Origin of the sequence: Enterococcus mediterraneensis, from assembly GCF_900604485.1 — a bacterium.
Classification (GTDB): Bacteria; Bacillota; Bacilli; order Lactobacillales; family Enterococcaceae; genus Enterococcus_C; species Enterococcus_C mediterraneensis.
In genome coordinates this window covers 1,177,812-1,198,360 of record NZ_UWOP01000001.1, presented here as the reverse complement: position 1 = coordinate 1,198,360, position 20,549 = coordinate 1,177,812, and the positions used below count along the sequence as shown (strand labels likewise).

At 43.6% G+C, this 20,549-nt stretch carries 16 protein-coding genes; 12 read left to right on the top strand and 4 right to left on the bottom strand.

The window, feature by feature from the left end:
• The first annotated feature begins 22 nt into the window (after nucleotides 1-22).
• The 6 genes from EFB00_RS05815 to mprF all read left to right on the top strand — a co-directional run bounded on the left by EFB00_RS05815 (nucleotide 23) and on the right by mprF (nucleotide 8,677).
• Entirely contained in the window at nucleotides 23-931 is a 909-nt protein-coding gene (locus tag EFB00_RS05815) for a helix-turn-helix domain-containing protein (RefSeq protein ID WP_122645937.1), read from the top strand.
• A gap of 88 nt (nucleotides 932-1,019) precedes the next feature.
• Nucleotides 1,020-1,598 carry a CDP-diacylglycerol--glycerol-3-phosphate 3-phosphatidyltransferase gene (pgsA, locus tag EFB00_RS05810; RefSeq protein WP_122645936.1) on the top strand — a complete coding sequence of 193 codons (579 nt, stop codon included), beginning with the start codon at nucleotides 1,020-1,022 and terminating at the stop codon, nucleotides 1,596-1,598.
• Between the two features lie 97 nt (nucleotides 1,599-1,695).
• Nucleotides 1,696-2,937, top strand: coding sequence for a competence/damage-inducible protein A (locus EFB00_RS05805; RefSeq protein ID WP_122645935.1), 1,242 nt, complete (start codon nucleotides 1,696-1,698; stop codon nucleotides 2,935-2,937).
• A 117-nt stretch (nucleotides 2,938-3,054) separates the two neighbouring features.
• The gene (gene recA / locus EFB00_RS05800; protein WP_122645934.1) at nucleotides 3,055-4,101 is read left to right on the top strand and encodes a recombinase RecA; all 1,047 of its coding nucleotides are present in this window, start codon (nucleotides 3,055-3,057) and stop codon (nucleotides 4,099-4,101) included.
• Nucleotides 4,102-4,414: 313 nt separating this feature from the next.
• Nucleotides 4,415-5,971: a ribonuclease Y gene (gene rny, locus EFB00_RS05795; protein ID WP_122645933.1), complete on the top strand. Its 1,557-nt coding sequence runs from the start codon at nucleotides 4,415-4,417 to the stop codon at nucleotides 5,969-5,971.
• Between the two features lie 144 nt (nucleotides 5,972-6,115).
• The gene (mprF, locus tag EFB00_RS05790; RefSeq protein ID WP_122645932.1) at nucleotides 6,116-8,677 is read left to right on the top strand and encodes a bifunctional lysylphosphatidylglycerol flippase/synthetase MprF; all 2,562 of its coding nucleotides are present in this window, start codon (nucleotides 6,116-6,118) and stop codon (nucleotides 8,675-8,677) included.
• A gap of 94 nt (nucleotides 8,678-8,771) precedes the next feature.
• Here the strand turns inward: mprF and treR are convergent, their stop codons facing one another.
• Genes treR through EFB00_RS05775 form a run of 3 tightly spaced genes read right to left on the bottom strand, consistent with a single transcriptional unit; the run spans nucleotide 8,772 to nucleotide 12,832 of the window.
• On the bottom strand, nucleotides 8,772-9,488 hold the full coding sequence (gene treR, locus EFB00_RS05785) for a trehalose operon repressor (protein ID WP_122645931.1): 717 nt from the start codon (nucleotides 9,486-9,488) through the stop codon (nucleotides 8,772-8,774).
• Nucleotides 9,489-9,542: 54 nt separating this feature from the next.
• Nucleotides 9,543-10,193, bottom strand: coding sequence for a beta-phosphoglucomutase (gene pgmB, locus EFB00_RS05780; protein WP_122645930.1), 651 nt, complete (start codon nucleotides 10,191-10,193; stop codon nucleotides 9,543-9,545).
• Nucleotides 10,190-12,832, bottom strand: a complete 2,643-nt coding sequence (locus tag EFB00_RS05775) for a glycoside hydrolase family 65 protein (protein WP_122645929.1) — start codon at nucleotides 12,830-12,832, stop codon at nucleotides 10,190-10,192. The genes pgmB and EFB00_RS05775 overlap by 4 nt, the downstream gene beginning before the upstream one ends.
• 338 nt (nucleotides 12,833-13,170) lie before the next feature.
• On the opposite strand from EFB00_RS05775, the gene treP reads away from it, so the two are divergent.
• A complete protein-coding gene (treP, locus tag EFB00_RS05770; RefSeq protein WP_122645928.1) occupies nucleotides 13,171-15,162 on the top strand; it encodes a PTS system trehalose-specific EIIBC component in 1,992 nt (663 codons plus the stop codon).
• 101 nt (nucleotides 15,163-15,263) lie between these two features.
• On the opposite strand, the gene EFB00_RS05765 is transcribed toward treP, so the two are convergent.
• Nucleotides 15,264-15,680, bottom strand: coding sequence for an Hsp20/alpha crystallin family protein (locus EFB00_RS05765; RefSeq protein WP_122645927.1), 417 nt, complete (start codon nucleotides 15,678-15,680; stop codon nucleotides 15,264-15,266).
• Nucleotides 15,681-15,854: 174 nt separating this feature from the next.
• Between EFB00_RS05765 and ispE the strand changes: the two genes are divergently transcribed.
• From ispE to purR, 5 genes are all read left to right on the top strand, one after another.
• Nucleotides 15,855-16,706 (top strand): 4-(cytidine 5'-diphospho)-2-C-methyl-D-erythritol kinase, encoded by an 852-nt coding sequence (ispE, locus tag EFB00_RS05760; RefSeq protein ID WP_122645926.1) that lies wholly within the window; start codon nucleotides 15,855-15,857, stop codon nucleotides 16,704-16,706.
• Nucleotides 16,707-17,002: 296 nt separating this feature from the next.
• Nucleotides 17,003-17,938: a metal ABC transporter substrate-binding protein gene (locus tag EFB00_RS05755; RefSeq protein WP_122645925.1), complete on the top strand. Its 936-nt coding sequence runs from the start codon at nucleotides 17,003-17,005 to the stop codon at nucleotides 17,936-17,938.
• 15 nt (nucleotides 17,939-17,953) lie between these two features.
• Nucleotides 17,954-18,634: a metal ABC transporter ATP-binding protein gene (locus tag EFB00_RS05750; protein ID WP_122645924.1), complete on the top strand. Its 681-nt coding sequence runs from the start codon at nucleotides 17,954-17,956 to the stop codon at nucleotides 18,632-18,634.
• Nucleotides 18,607-19,440, top strand: a complete 834-nt coding sequence (locus EFB00_RS05745; RefSeq protein ID WP_122645923.1) for a metal ABC transporter permease — start codon at nucleotides 18,607-18,609, stop codon at nucleotides 19,438-19,440. Before EFB00_RS05750 ends, EFB00_RS05745 begins: the two co-directional genes overlap by 28 nt.
• Before the next feature lie 162 nt (nucleotides 19,441-19,602).
• Nucleotides 19,603-20,421 carry a pur operon repressor gene (gene purR, locus EFB00_RS05740; protein WP_122645922.1) on the top strand — a complete coding sequence of 273 codons (819 nt, stop codon included), beginning with the start codon at nucleotides 19,603-19,605 and terminating at the stop codon, nucleotides 20,419-20,421.
• Nucleotides 20,422-20,549: the final 128 nt, after the last annotated feature.

The window sequence follows — 20,549 nt, the reverse complement described above, 5'->3', positions numbered from 1 at the left end:
ATAGACTGGAGAAGATGTGGGAGTGGCCAACGAAGCAACAACTATTGGACAAAGATTACGACAAGCCCGTTTAAATAGAAATATATCTTTAGACGAACTGCAGCAGATCACGAAGATCCAAAAGCGTTATCTGGAAGCAATCGAAAGAGGCGATCTGGATCAATTGCCGGGAGCTTTTTACGTGCGGGCGTTTGTTAAACAATACGCGGCCGTAGTAGGAGAAGACGGCGATAGACTGGTGGCTGTTTTAGATGGGAAAGAGGACATCGTGCCGGATCTGCCGAAACGTCCAAGACCGGAGACAGTGCAAGGTTCTCGTAAATCACTGCACGTGGAAGAACCAAGCAGCCGATGGAAGAAAATGCTGCCGGTGATCGTGATGGGTCTTATCGCATTATTGATCGTCGGTTTTGTCGCTTATATGACTTGGCAAGATCGCAATGCGGATCCGATGATCGTGGAATCGTCGGTGACGGTGGAAGGTTCGCTAGCTGATTCTTCAACAAAAGAAAGCTCCAGCAAAGCCGAAAGCAGTTCTTCAAAAACAGAAGAAAGCACAACAGAAACAACGGAGTCTTCTGAAGAGAAAAAGATGGCTATCAAGATGGACAGCAATACGCAAGCAGAAGCCAATATGTCTATCACTGATGCCGAAAGTCCTATCGAATTGTCCTTTACCGGTACACAAGGACCATGTTGGGTGGGCGTGACTATCAACGGCGGTTATGTCTATCAATATACCGTCCAAGCTGGTGAGACTCAAACAACGACATTACCGGAAAATGCCGAGAATGCTACGATCATTTTGGGAGCCAGCGGCAATATGTCGATTAAAGCCAACGATCAAGATCTTGATTTTACTGATCCTAATCTGGAAGCCTTACGGAAAAATATCAATTTGACGATCCAATACCAACAGGCAGAAGACTAATTTGCAGTTTGTCAAACAAATCTGTAGCGATTAGTGGAAACAACCCTGTTCTTCAAGTAAAATAAAAGAGCAGAGAGGAGAACGTTGTGTGAATTTACCTAATAAATTAACTGTTATCAGAATCATCATGATCCCTATTTTTATTTTGGTCTTGGCAATCCCTTTTGATTGGGGAACACTGACTGCCGGCGATGTTACGCTGCCGGTGACGCATTTGGTGGCGGCGATCATTTTCGCAGTTGCCAGTCTGACAGATTGGCTGGACGGAAAAATCGCTCGTTCCCGCGGATTAGTGACAAACTTTGGGAAGTTTGCCGATCCATTGGCAGACAAGATGCTGGTTATGACCGCATTCATCTTGCTGGTCCAACAAGACAAAGCCCCGGGCTGGGTGGTAGCGATCATCGTCTGTCGTGAATTAGCAGTGACGGGATTGCGTCTGTTGTTAGTAGAGCATGGAGAAGTCATGGCGGCGGCATGGCCTGGAAAAATCAAAACAGCAACACAGATGGTAGCGATCATCTTATTGTTCATCAATAATTTGCCGTTCCAACTGATCGGATTGCCATTGGATCAAATCATGCTGTATGCTTGCTTGATTTTCACTATCTATTCAGGTGTCGATTACTTTGCCAAAAATACTGCAGTGTTCAAAGGATCGATGTAAGATTCAAATTTAGTAAAGTTCAGATTCTATCTGGACTTTTTTCTTTTATTTAAAAATTCTGCGCGGATTTGCGTAGATAGAAGTAGAGGGGATATTCATGAAAGCAGAAATCATTGCTGTCGGAACAGAAATATTGTTGGGGCAGGTGGTCAATACCAACGCGACTTTTTTATCAGAGGAACTGGCGGGATTAGGCATCGAGGTTTATTACCACAGTGTCATCGGGGATAACCGCCAGCGCTTAGAGGAGGCTTTGAAGACCGCTGAACTTCGCAGTGATCTGGTGATCTTATGCGGCGGGTTGGGACCCACTGACGATGACCTCACAAAAGATGTCACAGCGGAGCATCTTGGTCAGCGACTGATCCAAGATGAGAAAGGGTATCAGCAATTATTGGCTTTTTTCCAAAAAGCGCAGCGAGAAATGACGCCTAATAATTTACGTCAGGTATTGGTTTTTGAAGAGGGGATAGCACTGCCGAATGATACCGGGCTTGCCATGGGGATCTTTTATGAAGGGACTACCGACTACTTGTTGTTGCCGGGACCTCCCAGCGAATTGCAGCCGATGTTTTTACGCTATGTCAAACCATTGTTCCAAGAAAAATATCAGCAAAATGGCCGCTTGATCTCCCGCGTGTTGCGTTTTTATGGGATCGGCGAGTCTAACTTAGTGACCAAGCTGGCGGATTTGATCGCGGAACAAACGAATCCTACGATCGCACCTTACGCAAAACCCAATGAAGTCACGATCCGTCTGACAGTCAAAGCAGAGGAGGAACAGACCGCACAACAGCGTCTGGCGGAAGTTGAAGCCAAGATCATGGCACGAGTCGGCGAGTATTTTTATGGATATGGCGAGGAAAATTCACTGGTCGAGGTAGTAGTTTCATTATTGAAAGAACAAAAGCGCACGATCACTGCGGCAGAAAGTCTGACGGCCGGATTGTTCCAAGCGACATTAGGAGATGTTGCCGGTGTATCGACAGTCTTTCCCGGCGGATTCGTCACATATTCGCTAGACACTAAAAGCCGTTTTTTAGCGATTGATCGCAAACTATTGGAAAAATTTGGCACAGTCAGCCGAGAATGTGCGGAAGTGATGGCGGACAACGCTCGGAAAAAAGCTGGAACAGATTATGCGTTGTCCTTTACAGGTGTAGCCGGACCTGATGAATTGGAAGGACAGCCGGCGGGCACCGTGTGGATCGCATTAGCGACTCCTTGGAGTGTGAAAAGTCAACAATATCATTTTACTCGAGATCGCCGCTATGTCCGTCACAGCGCGGTTATGGCGGGATTGGATTTATTGCGCAGGGAATTATTAAGAGAGAAATAAAATGCGAAAATATGTTCGCTTTTTCTTGCTTTTTCTTCTGAGAAAAGATATGATATTCTTACGTAAGAAAGCACATTAGCATTGGACACTGGCTCAATTTTAAGGAGGATAAACAGTTTGGCAGATGAACGTAAAGCGGCGCTGGACGCTGCATTAAAAAAAATAGAGAAAAGTTATGGTAAAGGGGCGATCATGAAGCTGGGAGAAAAAATCGACCAGCAGATCTCAACGATTCCCAGCGGTTCTTTGGCGTTAGACGTGGCTCTTGGTGTAGGTGGTTTCCCTCGCGGCCGGATCGTGGAAGTATACGGTCCTGAAAGCTCAGGGAAAACAACTGTTGCACTGCATGCTATCGCAGAAGTGCAAAAAAATGGCGGGACGGCCGCATTTATCGATGCGGAAAACGCTCTTGATCCTCAATACGCACAAAAATTAGGCGTAAATATCGACGACTTGCTGCTTTCTCAACCAGATACCGGCGAACAAGGGCTAGAAATCGCTGACGCATTGGTTTCTAGCGGTGCCGTAGATATCGTGGTCATCGACTCCGTAGCGGCTCTTGTGCCTCGTGCAGAGATCGACGGTGAAATGGGAGATGCTCACGTTGGTTTGCAAGCTCGTTTGATGTCGCAAGCGTTGCGGAAACTTTCAGGCTCTATCAATAAAACGAAAACGATCGCGATCTTTATCAACCAAATCCGTGAAAAAGTCGGAATCATGTTTGGGAATCCGGAAACGACACCAGGTGGACGAGCATTGAAATTTTATGCAACGATCCGTTTGGAAGTCCGCCGTGCGGAACAATTAAAATCCGGTACCGATATCATCGGTAACCGTACTAAGATCAAAGTCGTGAAAAACAAAGTTGCACCGCCATTTAAAGTAGCGGAAGTCGATATCATGTACGGTCAAGGGATCTCTCAAGAAGGCGAATTGCTGGATATGGCTGTGGAACAAGATATCGTTGATAAAAGCGGGTCTTGGTATTCTTACCATGATGAACGGATCGGCCAAGGTCGTGAAAACGCGAAGAACTACATGAAGGAACATCCGGAAATGATGGCGGAAGTTTCAGCATTGGTTCGGGATGCTTATGGTATCGGTGATGGTTCGACTGTCATTGAAGAAACCGAAGCCCAAGAAGAATTGCCACTAGACGAATAATAGAATAATAAGCTGCTTATGACCGAGTCCTTCTCAAGGGGATTCGGTCATTTTTTGTTCCTAAAGACAGCAAATAGAGCAGAAAAAGACGTTGCCAACTTGTCCTCCTGTACCTTTCTTCAGTAAAAGGGTCGTATTAACAAAAATAGTTTCCATGGGTTTTCTCATTAAAAGTTGACAGTGCTTACGACAAACATTAGAATAAAGTTGTGTGTAAACACACCTATGCAAGTAGGCATATTGATAATTAATTCATTCATGTTTATCAAAAAACTACAGAATAATTTAATAAGATAGTATGGAGGTGGATCTAATGGGACTTACTATTCTCCTCGCTATCATCGGTTTAATTGTCGGCCTTGGATTAGGGTATTTCGCAGCAAAATCTCGTCACGATAGAGAGATTGACAGCGCTAAAAATTCAGCAACCGGAATTTTGGAAGGTGCTCGTAAAGAAGCGGAAACTCTGAAAAAAGAAGCATTGTTAGAAGCTAAGGAAGAAAATCAGAAATATCGGTCAGAAATTGAAAGTGAGTTGAAAGAAAGCAGACTTGAATTAAAATCCCAAGAAAATCGCTTGATTCAAAGAGAGCAATTGCTAGATCGCAAAGATGACTCTATTGAAAAGCGAGAGCACTCACTGGAAGAAAAAGAAGAAAAACTTAGTGCGAAACAACAATTAATTGACGAGCGAGAAAAAGAAGTTGAAAAATTGATCGACGGGCAACAGCAAGAGCTTGAACGAATCGCTGCATTGTCTCGAGATGAAGCAAAAGAAGTGATCATGAAGTCAACAGAAGAAGAATTGAATCACGAGTTGACCATCATGGTGAAAGAATCAGAACAGCGGGCAAAAGAAGAAGCTGACCGTAAAGCGAAAAATCTTTTGTCACTGGCTATTCAACGGTGCGCTGCCGATCAAGTGTCAGAGACGACGGTTTCAGTAGTCACTCTGCCAAATGATGAGATGAAAGGCCGCATCATCGGTCGCGAAGGTCGAAACATCCGCACATTGGAAACTTTGACAGGGATCGATCTGATCATTGATGATACGCCAGAAGCAGTCGTGTTGTCAGGCTTTGATCCGATCCGCCGCGAAATCGCTCGAATGACGTTGGAAAAATTGATCCAAGATGGCCGGATCCATCCAGCTCGTATTGAAGAAATGGTGGAAAAATCCCGGAAAGAAATGGATGAACGTATTCGTGAATACGGAGAGGAAGCGGCTTTCGAAGTTGGCGCTCATACCTTGCATCCTGATCTGATCAAGATTTTAGGACGTCTGCATTTCCGAACAAGTTACGGACAAAATGTGTTGAACCACTCATTGGAAGTGGCGAAACTCTCTGGTGTGTTAGCAGCTGAGTTAGGTGAAGATATCCAGCTGGCCAAAAGAGCCGGTCTGCTTCACGATATCGGTAAAGCACTGGATCACGAGATCGAAGGTTCTCACGTTGAGATCGGTGCGGAATTGGCGGCGAAGTACAAAGAAAACGCGACAGTCGTCAATGCGATCGCTTCTCACCATGGTGATGTCGAAGCAACTTCGATCATCTCAGTATTGGTAGCAGCGGCAGATGCTTTATCAGCAGCCCGCCCAGGAGCGCGTAGTGAATCATTAGAAAATTATATTCGTCGACTTGAAAATCTGGAAAATATCTCCAACAGTTTCGCCGGCGTCGAATCAAGCTTTGCGGTCCAAGCAGGGCGTGAAGTACGGGTAATGGTCAAACCGGAAGAGATTTCTGATTTAGAGGCTGTACGTTTGGTTCGTGATATCCGTAAGAAGATCGAAGACGAACTAGATTATCCTGGTCATATCAAAGTAACGGTCATTCGCGAGACTCGCGCTACCGATTACGCCAAATAAGACAACGATCCCAAATCGAAACTGATTTGGGATTTTTTTCTGGTCTTTTTATTGACGGACAAGGGATCTAAGCCATTGCAAAGCAGTTTATAGTGGCATTAATCTAGTAAGTAAGATAACATTTAGTTAAAGGAGGAATACTGAATGAGAAAATTCACCCAGCAATGTATCCAATGGGTCAAAGCCCATAGTTTCCTCTTGCGCCTGCTCTTTTTTGGCTCGATTTTGATTTTCGTCAGTATCCAAGTAGCCAATATCGCTCACGGCATGAGTTGGGAAGATGTTTTTTCGACGATGAAAGAACAAAACACCAGTACATTGGTATGGATGGCACTGATCGGACTATTGGGCATCCTTCCGATGTTAGGCTATGATTGGATCGCTATTCAGACATTAGAAGCGGCGGGCAAACCCAAAATGCCTCGTAAAGAGTGGCTGATCGCTGCTTGGACTACTAATACCATCAATAATCTGGCAGGTTTCGGCGGGATCATCGGAGCCAGCTTGCGAGCTAACTTTTATGGTAAAGGGATGGATCGCAAAAAGATTTTAGCGACAGTCTCGAAAATCGCTCTTTTCATGCTTAGCGGGTTATCATTACTGGCCCTGATGTTATTGGTGACCTTATTTATATTCCAAGGAGATACCTTTTACCGCAGCTATTGGATCTGGCTGGCGGCAGGAAGTCTCTATACGCCGTTTCTAGTGATTTTCAGTTATTTGCGGCGTAAAAAATTATTTGCTGAATTGTTTCCTAAAAAAGTATTCATATTGATAAGCACCTCATTTTTTCAATGGCTGGCAGCTTTAGCGGTATTTTTAAGTATCGGTTATCTGATGGATCTGCAAGTTTCCCTGAATCATGTGGCGCCGATGTTTTTGATCGCGACATTGATCGGGATGCTGACGATGGTACCTGGCGGGATGGGGACATTCGATGTTCTAATGATCTTAGGAATGAGCCAGATCGGTTTAGCGCAAGATCAAACTGTTGTATGGCTGTTGTATTATCGTCTCTTTTATTATTTAGTCCCGTTTTTAAGCGGACTGGTTTTATTTTTGACTCAAACCAGCGTGAAACTGAACCGTTTTTTCGACAATCTGCCGCGGATCTTTTTACAGCGGATCGCTCATAATATCGTTGTCTTGGCAGTGTACTTTGCCGGTATCATGATGGTGTTGCTGTCGACTGTTACCAATCTATCCAATATCAGCCGTTTTTTTGAATTTATTCTGCCGTTTTCTTTTAACTTTTTGGATCAGTCATTGAACTTATTGGTAGGATTTTTACTGATCGGATTGGCACGGGCGCTTTTTGCTAAAGTCAGACGAGCATATTTTCCCACGATTTTGCTTTTGCTGTTTGGTATCATCAATACTATTTCTCAAACCCGCTCTTTGCGGCTGATGGTGGTTTATTGTTTGATCCTGGCCATCGTTTGGCTGGCGCGGCATGAATTCTATCGGGAAAAATTCGTTTATTCTTGGGGAGCGCTGTTGTTTGACGGCTGCTTGTTCGGCTGTTTGTTCATCGTTTACGCTGTCGCCGGCTATCATAGCGGGCAATGGTGGAACAATCAGATCTTAGGGGAACATTTCTTTTTGTTTCCTTCTGAAGATATCTGGTTCTCAGGTCTAGTGGGACTGGCGGTATCATTAATGACATTATTAGCGTTGTATCGCTATCTGACGACGACAGAAAAAGAGCTGGGTACAGAATGGGACGAGAACCGTTTCTTGACGCTTTTGTCCCGTTATGGCGGTACTCGTTCCAGCCATCGTTTGAGATTGCCGGGGTATCAATATTTCTATTACCAAAAAGAAGGGCAAGATGAACTGGTATTCGGCTATCAGATCAAAGGCAATCGTTGTTTTGTTTTGGGGCGTCCTATTGGTAATGAACGATTATGGGAAGAAGCGACATTGGCGTTTATCAAAGAAGCCGATCTGCTGGGGTATCAATTGGCGTTTTACAAGATCAGTCAACGTTACGCCGTCTTGCTGCATGATTTGGGATTCCAATTCACAAAAATCGGTGAGACAGGAACAGTCATCTTGCGGGATAATTCTTTTGAACAAGAAGCGTGCATCAAACATTTTGAACGTCAGGACTATCATTTTACCTATTATCAAAAATTACCGGAAGAATTGTTTGCTGATGTCAAAGAAATCTCGGAGGATTGGCTGAAAGGCAATAAAGAAAAATATTTCGGCAGCGGTCGTTTTACCAGAGAGTACTTGCTGAAAAGCGGTATCGGTATCGTTCGAAAAAAACAAGAGATTGTCGGATTTATTACTGAACAGCCTATCGATCGCAATTGGGTCTCTTATGATCTGTTACGGATCAAAGAGGGCGAACCGGCTGAGATCTCCAATTATCTAGTGTTGAAGATGCTGACAGAGTGGCAGAATCAAGACTATGAATTGGCTGATTTAGGCATGGCGCCCTTTGCCCATGTGGGAGACAGCCCTTTTGCTTCTATCGAAGAACGGATCATGAATGTCATTTACAAGTACGGTACTTTCTACAGCTTCCAAATGAATGTCGCCGGCAAACAGCGTTATGTGGAACATTGGGAAAGCAGTTATTTTGCTTATATCAAAGGAGGCAGTTTCTATCTGGTCTCCTTGCAGCTGCTGCTTTTGATCGGACGGGGGAAAAATCGCGGTCCGACATTGGTAGAAGATGTGATGCTGGATGTCTGAAAATTAAAGATGAATGCTAAAAAACGAACAACAGTAATGAACCAAATGGTTTCAGCTGTTGTTCGTTTTTTTTGCGGAAAATTTGATTCAGTACTTAGACCTTACGCCGCCGGGCAAAATCTACGAAACGGAATTTATCTAATCGGTGGATCGACTCGGTGTATTCAAAACAACGAGTATCTTCCAGATAGACAAGACTGCGGACCACCACCACATGCTGATCGTCTGGCAGAAGATCCATCAGATCGCGGATCTCTTTTGTCACCGGTTCTACGGTGACTTCTTTTTGCGCATATGCGATCTCCAAGCCCAAATCATTTTCAAAATACTGATAAATGGAATCTTGGGCTTTTTTTTCAGGAAGTTCTTCAATAATCCGAGCATCCAGGTAGTCGATGTCCAAAATCACCACTTCATCGTCGATCTTTCGCTGACGGACCAATTTCCAAGCTTCGGAAGCTACCGGCCAGTCGGTGTTTTGGCTTAATTTTGGTGAAACCGCGATTTTTTTGATCTCTACCACGGTGGTCTCATTTCGGATATGCTGTGTTTCTTGCAACTCTTTAAAGCTCGTCAGTCCAGAGATCGGAAAGTCAAAACGATTTAGATCCAAAACGATAGAGCCTTTGCCTTGTTTCTTTTGGATATAGCCGGCATTGCGCAGCAGATTCAGAGCTTTTCTGACTGTTTCACGTGAAACGCCATAGATTTTTATCAGCTGGCTTTCGCTGGGCAATAATGTTTGGGGAGGGTATTCCTGGGCTAAGATCTTTTGTTCCAAATCAAGAAAAATCTCTTTGAATTTATTCATATCATTTCCTCCTCCCCACTATTATATCGGCTGAAAATTTGAAAAGCAATTTGCTTATAATTGGACCAATTCTGCGACATTCAATTCATCCAGACGTTTGACAGTCAGATCTGCGCCATGAAGCGGTTCGTCACTTAAAACACCTACCGCAAACATCCCGCAAGCTTTGATTCCATCGATCCCGGCTTGCGCATCTTCAAAACCGATCGCTTCTTCCGGCTGGATGTTCAATAATTCTGCCGCTTTGACGAAGATCTCCGGATCGGGTTTGCCTTTGTGTAACGTTGCCGGATCCACGATCCCGTCGAACAAATCAGCGACTTCCAATTTTTTCAAAATGAATGGCGCATTTTTGGAAGCCGAGGCGATAGCGCAAGGGATATTTTGTTGCCGTGCGTCATCCAAAAATTCTTTGACACCAGGTAACAGATCGGCAGGAGACAATGATTGCAAGAGTTCTACGTAATGAGTATTCTTTTTGGCAGCTAACGCTTCTTTTTCTTCTGTCGTGAAGTCATTTGCTCTATTTCCATAAGCCAAAATGCGTTCTAATGAATCCATCCGGCTGATGCCTTTTAATTGTTCATTGAATTTTAAGTCAACTTCGATCCCAATCTCTGCGGCCAGATCCCGCCACGCGATAAAATGAAATTTAGCAGTATCTGTAATAACTCCGTCTAAATCAAAAATAAATCCTTTTTTCATACGAGTAGCTCCTTATAGTAAATGGTTTGTGGTTCGTTTGCTTTTAGTGTAACAGATTTTTCAGCAACCGTTATCATAATTTCACGATTTGCGCAGATTTCTAATTCATCATGAGAAACAGCTACTTGATAAGCGACTCCGCGGATCGTCATAGAGAAACTGATTTTTTGCCATGCTTCCGGCATTTTTGGCTGAAAATGAACGTGTTCTTGTCGAATATCTAAACCTGCAAAAGTAGTCAGCGGGATAAAAAGAGTCGCTGCCATCACGCCGGCATGGATTCCTTCGGCTGTGGTTCCTCCTTGGATATCGCGATAATCGGAATACAAAGCTTCTTGATAAAGCTGCCAAGCCAACTGTTGATCGTCCACCATTGCGGCTAGTTGCGCATGGACGACACGAGATAACGTCGAGCCATGACTGGTCCGCTGTAGATAGTAGTGGAGATTTTTTTCCACGTAATCTTTTGGCAGCTGATACCCTAAATCATCTAAGATCTCCGCGACTTGCGCTTTGGAGAAGTTATAAAAAATCATCAAACTGTCCGCTTGTTTAGCGACCTTGTAGTCATCTGCGGAACGGCCTTCTGCATTCAAGATGCGATCCATTCGGTAGATATTGCCGTAAGTTTCTTTATAGTGATCCCAATCGATCTCCGCCAGATCGAAATAGCCGTCGAACTGGGCGATGATCCCATCCTCATCGATGGATAATGCCAATTGTTTTCTTATCTTCAGCATGTCGGCTAATAACTCATCATCTACACCGGTCTTGTTTTGAGCCTGTTGGAAATCTTCTTCCGGCAGGATCTCCGCTAATTTTGTTATCTCTTCAAAAAGCCAGACCACCATCATATTGGTGTAGGCATTGTTTTTCAAGCCGCCTTTATCAGCATTCGGATAGCCTTCGTGGAACTCGTCCGGCCCCATGACACCGCTGATGGAATAGCGCTGATCTTCTTCATCCCACATTGCCGCGCTTTGCCAAAAATGCGCGATCTCCAATAGCATCTCGATCCCATATTTTTTCATAAAGTCGATGTCACCGGTATTATGCCAATACTGCCAAACATTATAGGCAACAGCCAACGAGACATGACGCTGCAGGCGGCTGTGATCTTCTTTCCATTCGCCGCTGATCGGATTTAAATGCAGTTTTTGAGATTGTTCCGATCCATCCAAACCGGATTGCCAAGGGAACATCGCGCCTTGATAACCGGCTTCTTGTGCCGCTTCTTTTGCTTTGGTCAACCGCTGATAGCGATAAAGCAGGAGTTGTCGGGCAGTTTCGGGGAAATGGATGATGTAAAAAGGCAGAATAAACAACTCATCCCAGAAAATATGTCCCCGATAGGCTTCGCCATGCAGTCCGCGGGCAGTAACAGAAGCGTCCAGCTCATGATTGCCGTTAGGTGAAGCGGAAGTCAGCAGGTGATAGGTGTGGAGATTCAGCATTTTTTGCGACATCAGATCCCCTTCGACAGTGATCCCGGCTTTTTGCCAAAGCTCTTGCCACGCATTGCTAGACTCGGTGTAAAGTTCGTTGAATCTAGGAAGTACCGGCCAACTGTAAGTTTCTGCTTTTGTATTTTGAGGTTGGTGAATAAGTTGGACATCCACTGTTTTTTCTACTTCATACCATTGGTTTTCTTCAGCAGCCAAAGACAAATGTTGGGTTGCCTTTTCTGCTGTTTCAGCAGTCACTATCTGTTCCAGATCCAGCGAATCGCTGAAAAGCTCAGCGCTTTGTCGGATAGTGATTTGAGATTGTTTCGTCACAGCTTCCAAGAAGATACGCTGTTTTTCTGCGATTTTTTTTGTGATAGTCAAATGATGGGCAGTCAAACTGCGGTAACGAGCCACATTTGAATTGAATACACTGCCGTCAGCTTCGGAAACAAGAGTGATTTCTCCAGAGAAATTCAGCGGTGAAAAACGATAAAGGATGCTATATTGGTGGACGTTTTCCATGCTGGCGCTTTTTTTCGTTTGGACAGCAATTCGTTTGCCGCTTTCCAATTGGATCGTCACCCAAGATTGGAACAAACCGGTACGCAGATCCAATTGCCGTTTCATAGAAAGAACTTGATTTGCGGCGATATCGATTTTCTCACCGTCAACGATCAGATAGATTTTCTGCAGGTTCGGCGCATTGACGAAATCTTCATTGTAGATGGTTTGGCCGGAAACTTCTGACGCCGCGGTATTATAAAGACCTGCCAGATAGGTGGCTGGATAATTTTCTTCCGCGATTTCCATTTCCGGTGTAGTGCCTCGAAGACCGAGAAATCCATTTCCGACAGTCAGCAGAGATTCTACAGAATACTCGTCTTTTCCAGGCAGGTAGCCATGATAAGTCAAAAGCCAAGGAATCTCAGCGGCTTTTTCTGAAAAACTTGCTGTATTACCGTAAACAAAAGGCAGATTCAATGTTTCTGTCAGTGTTTGCGCGGCATCAGCTTTACCAGCCGCTGTCGGTATCAAGATCTCCTTTGAGGCAAGGATACCGCCGGATAGTCCTTGTTGCTTCAATTCTTCTGCATAGCTCAATACCTCAGAAAAAGTAGAAAAATCCTGTTCTTCTTCGGCAAACAGCGTCTGCCAATAAGTGTTCTTATAAGTGATAAATAAAAGTGTCATGATTATGCTCCTCTCTACTTGCCTATACATGCAAGTAGATTATAGCGGAATATGTAGGCGATTACAACTAAATAGAAGTGTTTTCTTATTTTTTTAAAAGAACAATCAGAGTGATGGGTTGTTAAAAAATCGCTCTTATATAAGAAGAAGTTTGTGAAATATATTTTTATATTACATGTAATATTTAATTTTGGTATGTGAAATTATAAGGCAAATAAATTTAATTGCAAAAAAAATAAAATCATTTTTATAAAACGCTTGCATAAATTTGTTTTAGAAGTTATTATTATCTTGTCAACAAAACATATATATACAAGTAAGGGAAAGGAGTTTTATTTATGGGTAAGTATCACGAAGATGCTGAGAAGCTTCTGGAATATGTAGGCGGGAAAGAAAATATCGCTGCAGTGACTCATTGTGCCACTAGGATGCGCTTTGTATTGAATGACCCGAAAAAAGCCGATGAAAAATCCATTGAGGATATTTCCAGCGTAAAAGGGATGTTTACAAACGCCGGTCAATTCCAAGTTATCATCGGAAATGATGTACCGACCTTTTTCAATGATTTTAAAGAGGTATCGGGGATCGAAGGGGTTTCCAAAGAACAAAGCAAGACTGCTGCAAAGCAAAATCAAAATCCGATTCAGCGAGCTATCACTGTTTTAGCAGAGATTTTTACACCGATCATTCCAGCGATCATCGTTGGGGGGCTGATTTTAGGTTTCCGGAATGTTTTGGAAGGAATTGATTTTGGTAATGGTACGATCGTCTCTCAATCGGTTTTTTGGAACGGCGTCAATGATTTTCTGTGGCTGCCTGGTGAAGCGATTTTCCACTTCTTGCCAGTTGGTATTACATGGAGTGTTACTCGTAAAATGGGAACCACTCAGATTTTAGGTATTATTCTAGGGATTACGTTAGTTTCTCCGCAATTATTGAATGCGTATGCCGTACCAGGTACCGCAGCTGCAGATATTCCGTTTTGGGATTTCGGGTTTGCGCATATCGACAAGATCGGTTATCAAGCGCAAGTCATTCCAGCGATGTTGGCCGGATTTATGTTGGCTTATCTTGAAATTTTCTTCCGAAAACATATCCCGGAAGCAGTTTCCATGATTTTTGTTCCGCTATTTGCATTATTGCCAACGATTTTAGCCGCTCACGTAGTTTTAGGGCCATTTGGCTGGTGGTTGGGCAGCGGTATTTCTTATATCGTCAATACTGGCCTAACATCTACTTTCAGCTGGCTGTTCAGTGCTGTTTTTGGATTCTTATATGCACCGCTGGTTATTACCGGACTGCATCACATGACCAATGCCATCGACATGCAGCTGATCGCCGATTTTGGTTCGACGAATCTATGGCCAATGATCGCATTATCAAATATCGCGCAAGGTTCTGCCGTTTTAGCGATTATCTTCTTGCATCGCGGCAATGAAAAAGAAGAACAAATCTCGATACCAGCAACGATTTCTTGTTACTTAGGTGTAACAGAACCAGCGATGTTCGGGATCAACTTGAAATATGTTTATCCATTTGTTGCAGCGATGATCGGTTCCGGGGTAGCTAGTATGTTCAGCAACCTGATGGGTGTTCGTGCCAATGCTATCGGTGTCGGCGGCTTGCCTGGGATCTTAGCAATCAATTCTACATTAGGCGGCGGCTGGTTGGCGTTTGTTATTGCCATGGCGATCGCAGTGGTAGTGCCATTTATCTTGACAGTGGTCTTTCGCCGTCAAGGAATCTTCAATAAGATCGATCTTGTGGATGCACCGGCTGATAACTTAGCAGTGGAAGGTTTAGCAACAGCAGGTGTCAGCGTTGGTGATATCGGAGTTGAATCTGTGGCGACCGCAACACCGGATCTAGTCACTGAAGAAGCATTGTTTGCACCAGCAGACGGGGAAGTTGTAGCAATCGGACAAGTCGCTGATCCTGTCTTTTCACAAAAAATGATGGGTGACGGTTTCGCAGTTCGTCCAACGACCAGCAAGATCTATTCACCGGTCAACGGGAAAGTCACAAGTATTTTTGAAACAAAACACGCTATTGGTATTTTGACTAATACAGGTGCAGAAGTCTTGGTTCATATGGGCTTGGATACGGTTGAATTAAAAGGAACGCCTTTTGATGTGAAAGTCCAAGAAGGTCAAGATGTGACACCGAAGACTCTGTTGGCAGTGATGGATCTGAATGCTATCAAAGCAGCCGGCAAACAGACAGATGTTCTGACAGTCATCACGAATGCTGAAAAAGTATCAAGTTTGACACTGGCTAAAACAGGAACGATCCATGCTGGTGAGAACGTAGGAAAAGCAGAGATGTTGTAAGAGGTTGATTTGAAAAGCTAGCGGTAAAAACCGCTAGCTTTTTTTAATGGATTAAAAAAACGCTCCGCAACGGAAAAGTCGTCGCAAAGCGTTTAAAAAGTCTATTCAATTGTGATATTACTGCCGGGTGCGTCTTTGTAGCCGGCTTTTGGCAAGTTCAGCGTCAATACACCATTATCGAATTTTGCTTTGATATTAGCGTCGTCGATATCTTGGATAGTGAAGCTTCGTTGATAGGAACTGCTAGAACGTTCACGGCGCAGGTAGCGTCCGGCATCATCTTTTTCTTCTTTTTCCGCTGATTGTGTCGCGGTGATCGATAAAATATTATTGACGTAACTGACTTTGATGTCGTTTTTATCGACACCTGGAAGATCCGCTTTTACCAGATAATGATCGTCGTATTCTTTGATATCAGTGGAAATCTGCCGTTCTTGCCAAAAATTATTCATCAATTTACCAAACAAATCCTCTGCATTGCCTAGATCTTTGAAATCTCTTGGAATCAAGTTAGCCATTCAATATCTCCCCGCTTTCTATTTTTTATCCATTAATATTGTAAATTGAAAACGGATTTTCGGCAAATTAAACGATTGTTTTTTGGTAAAATTAATAAAAAATCTCTTTCTATACATTTGCTTTCTGCTATGATAGAATACACAACGACTCTTTTCAGGTGAGTAGGTGAGGAAATGGAGATAATCGAGAAAGCACCGGCGAAAATCAATCTTGGATTGGATGTCCTATTCAAACGTCCAGACGGCTATCACGAGCTGGCGATGGTCATGTCCAGTGTGGATCTGGCGGATCGCTTGACTATGGAAGAAATAGCAGAAGATCGCATCATCGTCGAAACCAATAAAGCTTTTTTGCCAGTTGATCAGCGGAACAATGTTTATCAAGCCGCAGCTTTGGTGAAAAAACGTTACAAGATCAAAAAGGGCATTAAAATCAATATCACAAAACAGATCCCGGTAGCGGCAGGTCTTGGCGGCGGCAGTTCCGATACAGCGGCAGTTTTACGAGGAATGAATCGTTTGTGGAATCTGAATCTAACAGATGAAGAATTGATCGAACTTGGGATGGAAGTCGGAACAGATGTCCCTTATTGTTTATATGGTAAAACTTCTCTTGTAGCTGGGAAAGGCGAGATCGTCACAGGGATCGAACCTATGCCGCAATGTTGGGTGATCTTAGTGAAACCCAGGATCAGTGTGTCTACACGGACGGTATTTCCCGAGGTCGATGTAGACAAGATCCATCATCCGGATATCGCCAAATTGACAGAAGCGGTCCGCGCCAATGATTATGAGCAGATGATCCGCTATATGGGCAATGCGTTAGAAGATATCACGATCCAGCGTCATCCCATCATTCAGCAAATCAAAGATCGTATGATGAAATACGGGGCGGATGTTGCATTGATGAGCGGCAGCGGTCCAACAGTTTTTGCCTTGTGCCGACAACATTCCAGAGCACAACGGGTCTACAATGCCTTGAAGGGATTTTGCGATGAGGTCTATCTGGTCCGAACATTGAAATAAGCTTCAAAGACATCGGTCATTTTCAGTCGATGTCTTCTTTTTGTGGAAAATGACTACCCCGAATACGCCGATGAATCAGAAAACAGAAGGTAGTTCAGTAATGTGTTAAATACGCTAACTAAATTGGTACTTATGAACGACCAGTCCTATATCTTCCGATTTAACAATGTTTTTCAACTCTAAATCGGAAGTTTTCCGATTTTGGTTGACGGCTTTTTATTTGTTTGATACATTAGTTCCTGTCAGTAAATCGGAAGTTTTCCGATTTGTATCAAAAAATGAAAAGAGGTAGGAAGATGAAGAAATATTTTATCGGTATCAGTATTTTAGCAACTAGTTTGTTTTTGGCGGCTTGCGGTGCGAGCAATCAATCAGAACAAAGCGGAACATCAGCTTCAACAGAAAAGATCCAAGCGATCGCGACCTTTTATCCGATGTATGAATTTACGAAAGAAGTGTTAGGGGATGAAGGAGAGGTTGAATTGCTGATACCAGCTGGAACTGAACCTCATGATTATGAGCCAAGCGCAAAAGACGTCGCGAAAATTTCCCAAGCGGATGCCTTCGTGTATAATAGTGAAGAGCTGGAAACTTGGGTCGACAGCATCGAAGACAGTTTGGATGATACGACATTGGTCATTGAAGCCAGTGAAAAGATCGATCTGATCGAATCAGCAGACGATCATGACCACGACCACGATCATGATCACGAGAAAGATCCCCATGTTTGGACTGATCCAGTGATGGCGATCAAAGAAGTCGAAACGATCCGTGATCAGCTAAGCGAAAAATATCCGGATAAAAAAGCCGCTTTTGAAAAGAATGCCGCGGCTTATATCGAGAAATTACAAGAATTAGATGATGATTTCAGAGCTGCTTTTGCGGATGCTGAAAACACAACTTTTGTTACGCAACATGCTGCATTCGGCTATTTAGCGAAACAATACGGATTGACGCAAAAATCGATTGCCGGAATCTCGCCAGATCAAGAGCCTTCACCAAGCCGCTTAGCAGAGTTGAAACATTACGTGGAGGACCACGGTGTGAAAGTAATCTACTTTGAAGAAAATGCCAATAAAAAAGTCGCAGAGACTCTGTCAAAGGAAACCGGCGTAAAATTAGCTGTATTGAACCCTCTCGAAAGTTTGACGACCCAACAAATGGAAGATGGAGAAACTTATCTTACCATTATGCGTAAAAATCTCGAAGCGTTAAAAGAAAGTATTCAATAAAAGGAGGCGCCACCGTTGCGCTATATCGATGTAAAAGATTTAACATTTTATTATGATGACGAACCGGTATTGGAAGGCATCAATTATTCCGTAGATGACGGTGAATTCGTCATTTTGACCGGTGAAAATGGTGCCGCCAAATCCACGTTGATCAAAGCGACATTAGGACTGTTGAAGCCGACAAAAGGCGAAGTCACATTGTCCAAAACCAACGCGGCTGGAGGAAAACTCCATATCGGTTATATCCCGCAGCAGATCGCGTCTTTCAACGCCGGTTTTCCCAGTACGGTCTTGGAACTAGTCCGCTCTGGACGTTATCCGAGAGACCGCTGGTTCAAAAAACTGACGGAAAAAGATCATCAACACGTTCAGCGGGCCTTAGAAGCAGTCGGGATGTGGGATGTGCGTCACAAACGCATCGGTGAATTATCAGGTGGACAAAAACAACGAATCAGTTTGGCAAGGGTCTTTGCCGCTGATCCTGACTTATTTATTTTAGATGAGCCGACCACCGGGATGGACGAAGAGTCTCGCAATAAGTTTTATCGCCTGTTGCGTCACAGTGCTCATGTCCACGGCAAATCGATTTTGATGATCACTCATGATCATGAAGACATCAAAGAATATTGTGACCGCCAGATTCGTTTGGTGCGAAAGGAGGATTCCCCATGGCGCTGCTTTCATATGAATTCATGAGGAAAGCTTTTCTAGCAGTGATCTTTATTGCTGGGATCGCGCCGATGTTAGGGGTGTTTCTGGTGATCCGTCGGCAATCGCTGTTGGCGGACACATTGTCTCACGTTTCATTGGCAGGGGTCGCGTTAGGATTTTTCTTTAATTTGAACCCTAATTTGACTACACTGATCGTTGTAGTGATCGCGGCTGTCTTACTGGAATATCTGCAGTCTATGTATCGCAGTTATGCGGAGATCTCGATCGCGATCTTGATGGCAGGGGGACTGGCGTTGGCATTGGTTCTGATGAATCTCAGCGGCGGTAATTCCGCCACCAGCATTCAGTCGTATCTTTTCGGCTCTATCGTAACGATCACAACACAACAAGTCTTTATTTTAGGCGGCTTGTTCATAGTTACGCAGATCCTGTTTCTATTGTTCAAACGACCAATGTATGTCCTGACTTTTGATGAGGATACCGCTCATGTGGATGGACTGCCGATCCATTTGATGTCCACTCTCTTCAATATTTTGACCGGGGTAGCGATCGCGGTGATGATCCCGATTGCCGGAGCATTATTGATTTCAGCGATCATCGTACTGCCGGCTGCCATCAGTATGCGGATCGGCAAAGGCTTTAATGTCGTGATCTTGATCAGTATTTTGATCGGTCTGATCGGAATGCTCAGCGGGCTGACCAGTTCCTTTTATTTAGATACTCCTCCGGGGGCCACCATCACATTAGTCTTCATTGCATTGTTTTTACTTTTGAATCTTGTGAAGCAGATCATCGTATTCATCCAAAGAAAACAACGCATCAATAAGTAAACAGCAAGAAAGTGAAAAGTAAGAGGCGAAAATTATCGCCTCTTTTTTATGTCTAACATTAGAAATTACGAACTATTTTTTAAATTGGCAGGAAAATACTCGAAATATTCCAGCAAAAGCCTTATAATAAAGCGAATGTAAATTATACAAGGAGTGAAGTTTGTGAAAGTGCGTCGTAGTGAACGATTGATCGACATGACACATTATTTATTGGATCATCCCCATGAGTTGATTCCATTGACATTTTTTGCGAAACGTTACGAGTCGGCAAAATCTTCGATCAGTGAAGATCTGGCTATCGCTAAAAAAACCTTTAAAAAAAGAGGAACAGGTATTTTAGAAACGATTCCTGGTGCCGCAGGAGGCGTCGTTTTCATCCCTGAGATTTCTCCAGAAGAAGCTAAACGATACATAGAATCTTTAGCCGCACGTTTATCTGAACAAGACCGATTATTGCCAGGCGGTTATGTTTATTTGTCTGATTTATTAGGAGAACCGGATTTGTTGCGTCAAGTAGGCCGGATCATCGCTTCTAAATATCTTGGACAAAAAATCGATGCCGTGATGACGGTGGCTACAAAAGGTGTGCCCATCGCGCAAGCAGTTTCTTATTATTTGAATGTACCGTTCGTGATCGTTCGTCGGGATTCCAAGATCACTGAAGGTTCGACAGTAAGTGTCAATTATGTGTCGGGTTCATCAGAACGCATTGAAAAAATGGAATTGTCCAAACGCAGCTTGAAACGCGGGTCCCGCGTATTAGTCGTGGATGACTTTATGAAAGGCGGCGGCACCATCAATGGGATGCAAAGCCTGATCGAAGAATTTGAATGTGATCTTGTCGGTGTGACAGTTTTTGCGGAAGCTAAATTCAAAGGCAAACGTGCAGTGAACGATTACACATCACTATTGTTCGTAGAAGATGTCGATACTCAGACAAAAACGATCTCAGTCGTACCAGGAAATTATTTCGACGAATAATTTTGTAATCGATGTTCAGCAAAAGACCCGTTTTCAACGGGTCTTTTTTGATTGGTATGGTCGTTTTTTTACTGATACGGTTGCTAAGAACTAAGAATTGGGCTAAACTAAATTAGATGAAAAAGATG

What these genes read in the sequence shown, in the direction of transcription:
- EFB00_RS05805 (WP_122645935.1), top strand. Translation starts at nt 1,696, where the DNA reads ATGAAAGCAGAAATCATTGCTGTCGGAACAGAAATATTGTTGGGGCAG.
- rny (WP_122645933.1), top strand. Translation starts at nt 4,415, where the DNA reads ATGGGACTTACTATTCTCCTCGCTATCATCGGTTTAATTGTCGGCCTT.
- mprF (WP_122645932.1), top strand. Translation starts at nt 6,116, where the DNA reads ATGAGAAAATTCACCCAGCAATGTATCCAATGGGTCAAAGCCCATAGT.
- treR (WP_122645931.1), bottom strand. Translation starts at nt 9,488, where the DNA reads ATGAATAAATTCAAAGAGATTTTTCTTGATTTGGAACAAAAGATCTTA.
- pgmB (WP_122645930.1), bottom strand. Translation starts at nt 10,193, where the DNA reads ATGAAAAAAGGATTTATTTTTGATTTAGACGGAGTTATTACAGATACT.
- EFB00_RS05775 (WP_122645929.1), bottom strand. Translation starts at nt 12,832, where the DNA reads ATGACACTTTTATTTATCACTTATAAGAACACTTATTGGCAGACGCTG.
- treP (WP_122645928.1), top strand. Translation starts at nt 13,171, where the DNA reads ATGGGTAAGTATCACGAAGATGCTGAGAAGCTTCTGGAATATGTAGGC.
- EFB00_RS05765 (WP_122645927.1), bottom strand. Translation starts at nt 15,680, where the DNA reads ATGGCTAACTTGATTCCAAGAGATTTCAAAGATCTAGGCAATGCAGAG.
- ispE (WP_122645926.1), top strand. Translation starts at nt 15,855, where the DNA reads ATGGAGATAATCGAGAAAGCACCGGCGAAAATCAATCTTGGATTGGAT.
- EFB00_RS05755 (WP_122645925.1), top strand. Translation starts at nt 17,003, where the DNA reads ATGAAGAAATATTTTATCGGTATCAGTATTTTAGCAACTAGTTTGTTT.
- EFB00_RS05745 (WP_122645923.1), top strand. Translation starts at nt 18,607, where the DNA reads ATGGCGCTGCTTTCATATGAATTCATGAGGAAAGCTTTTCTAGCAGTG.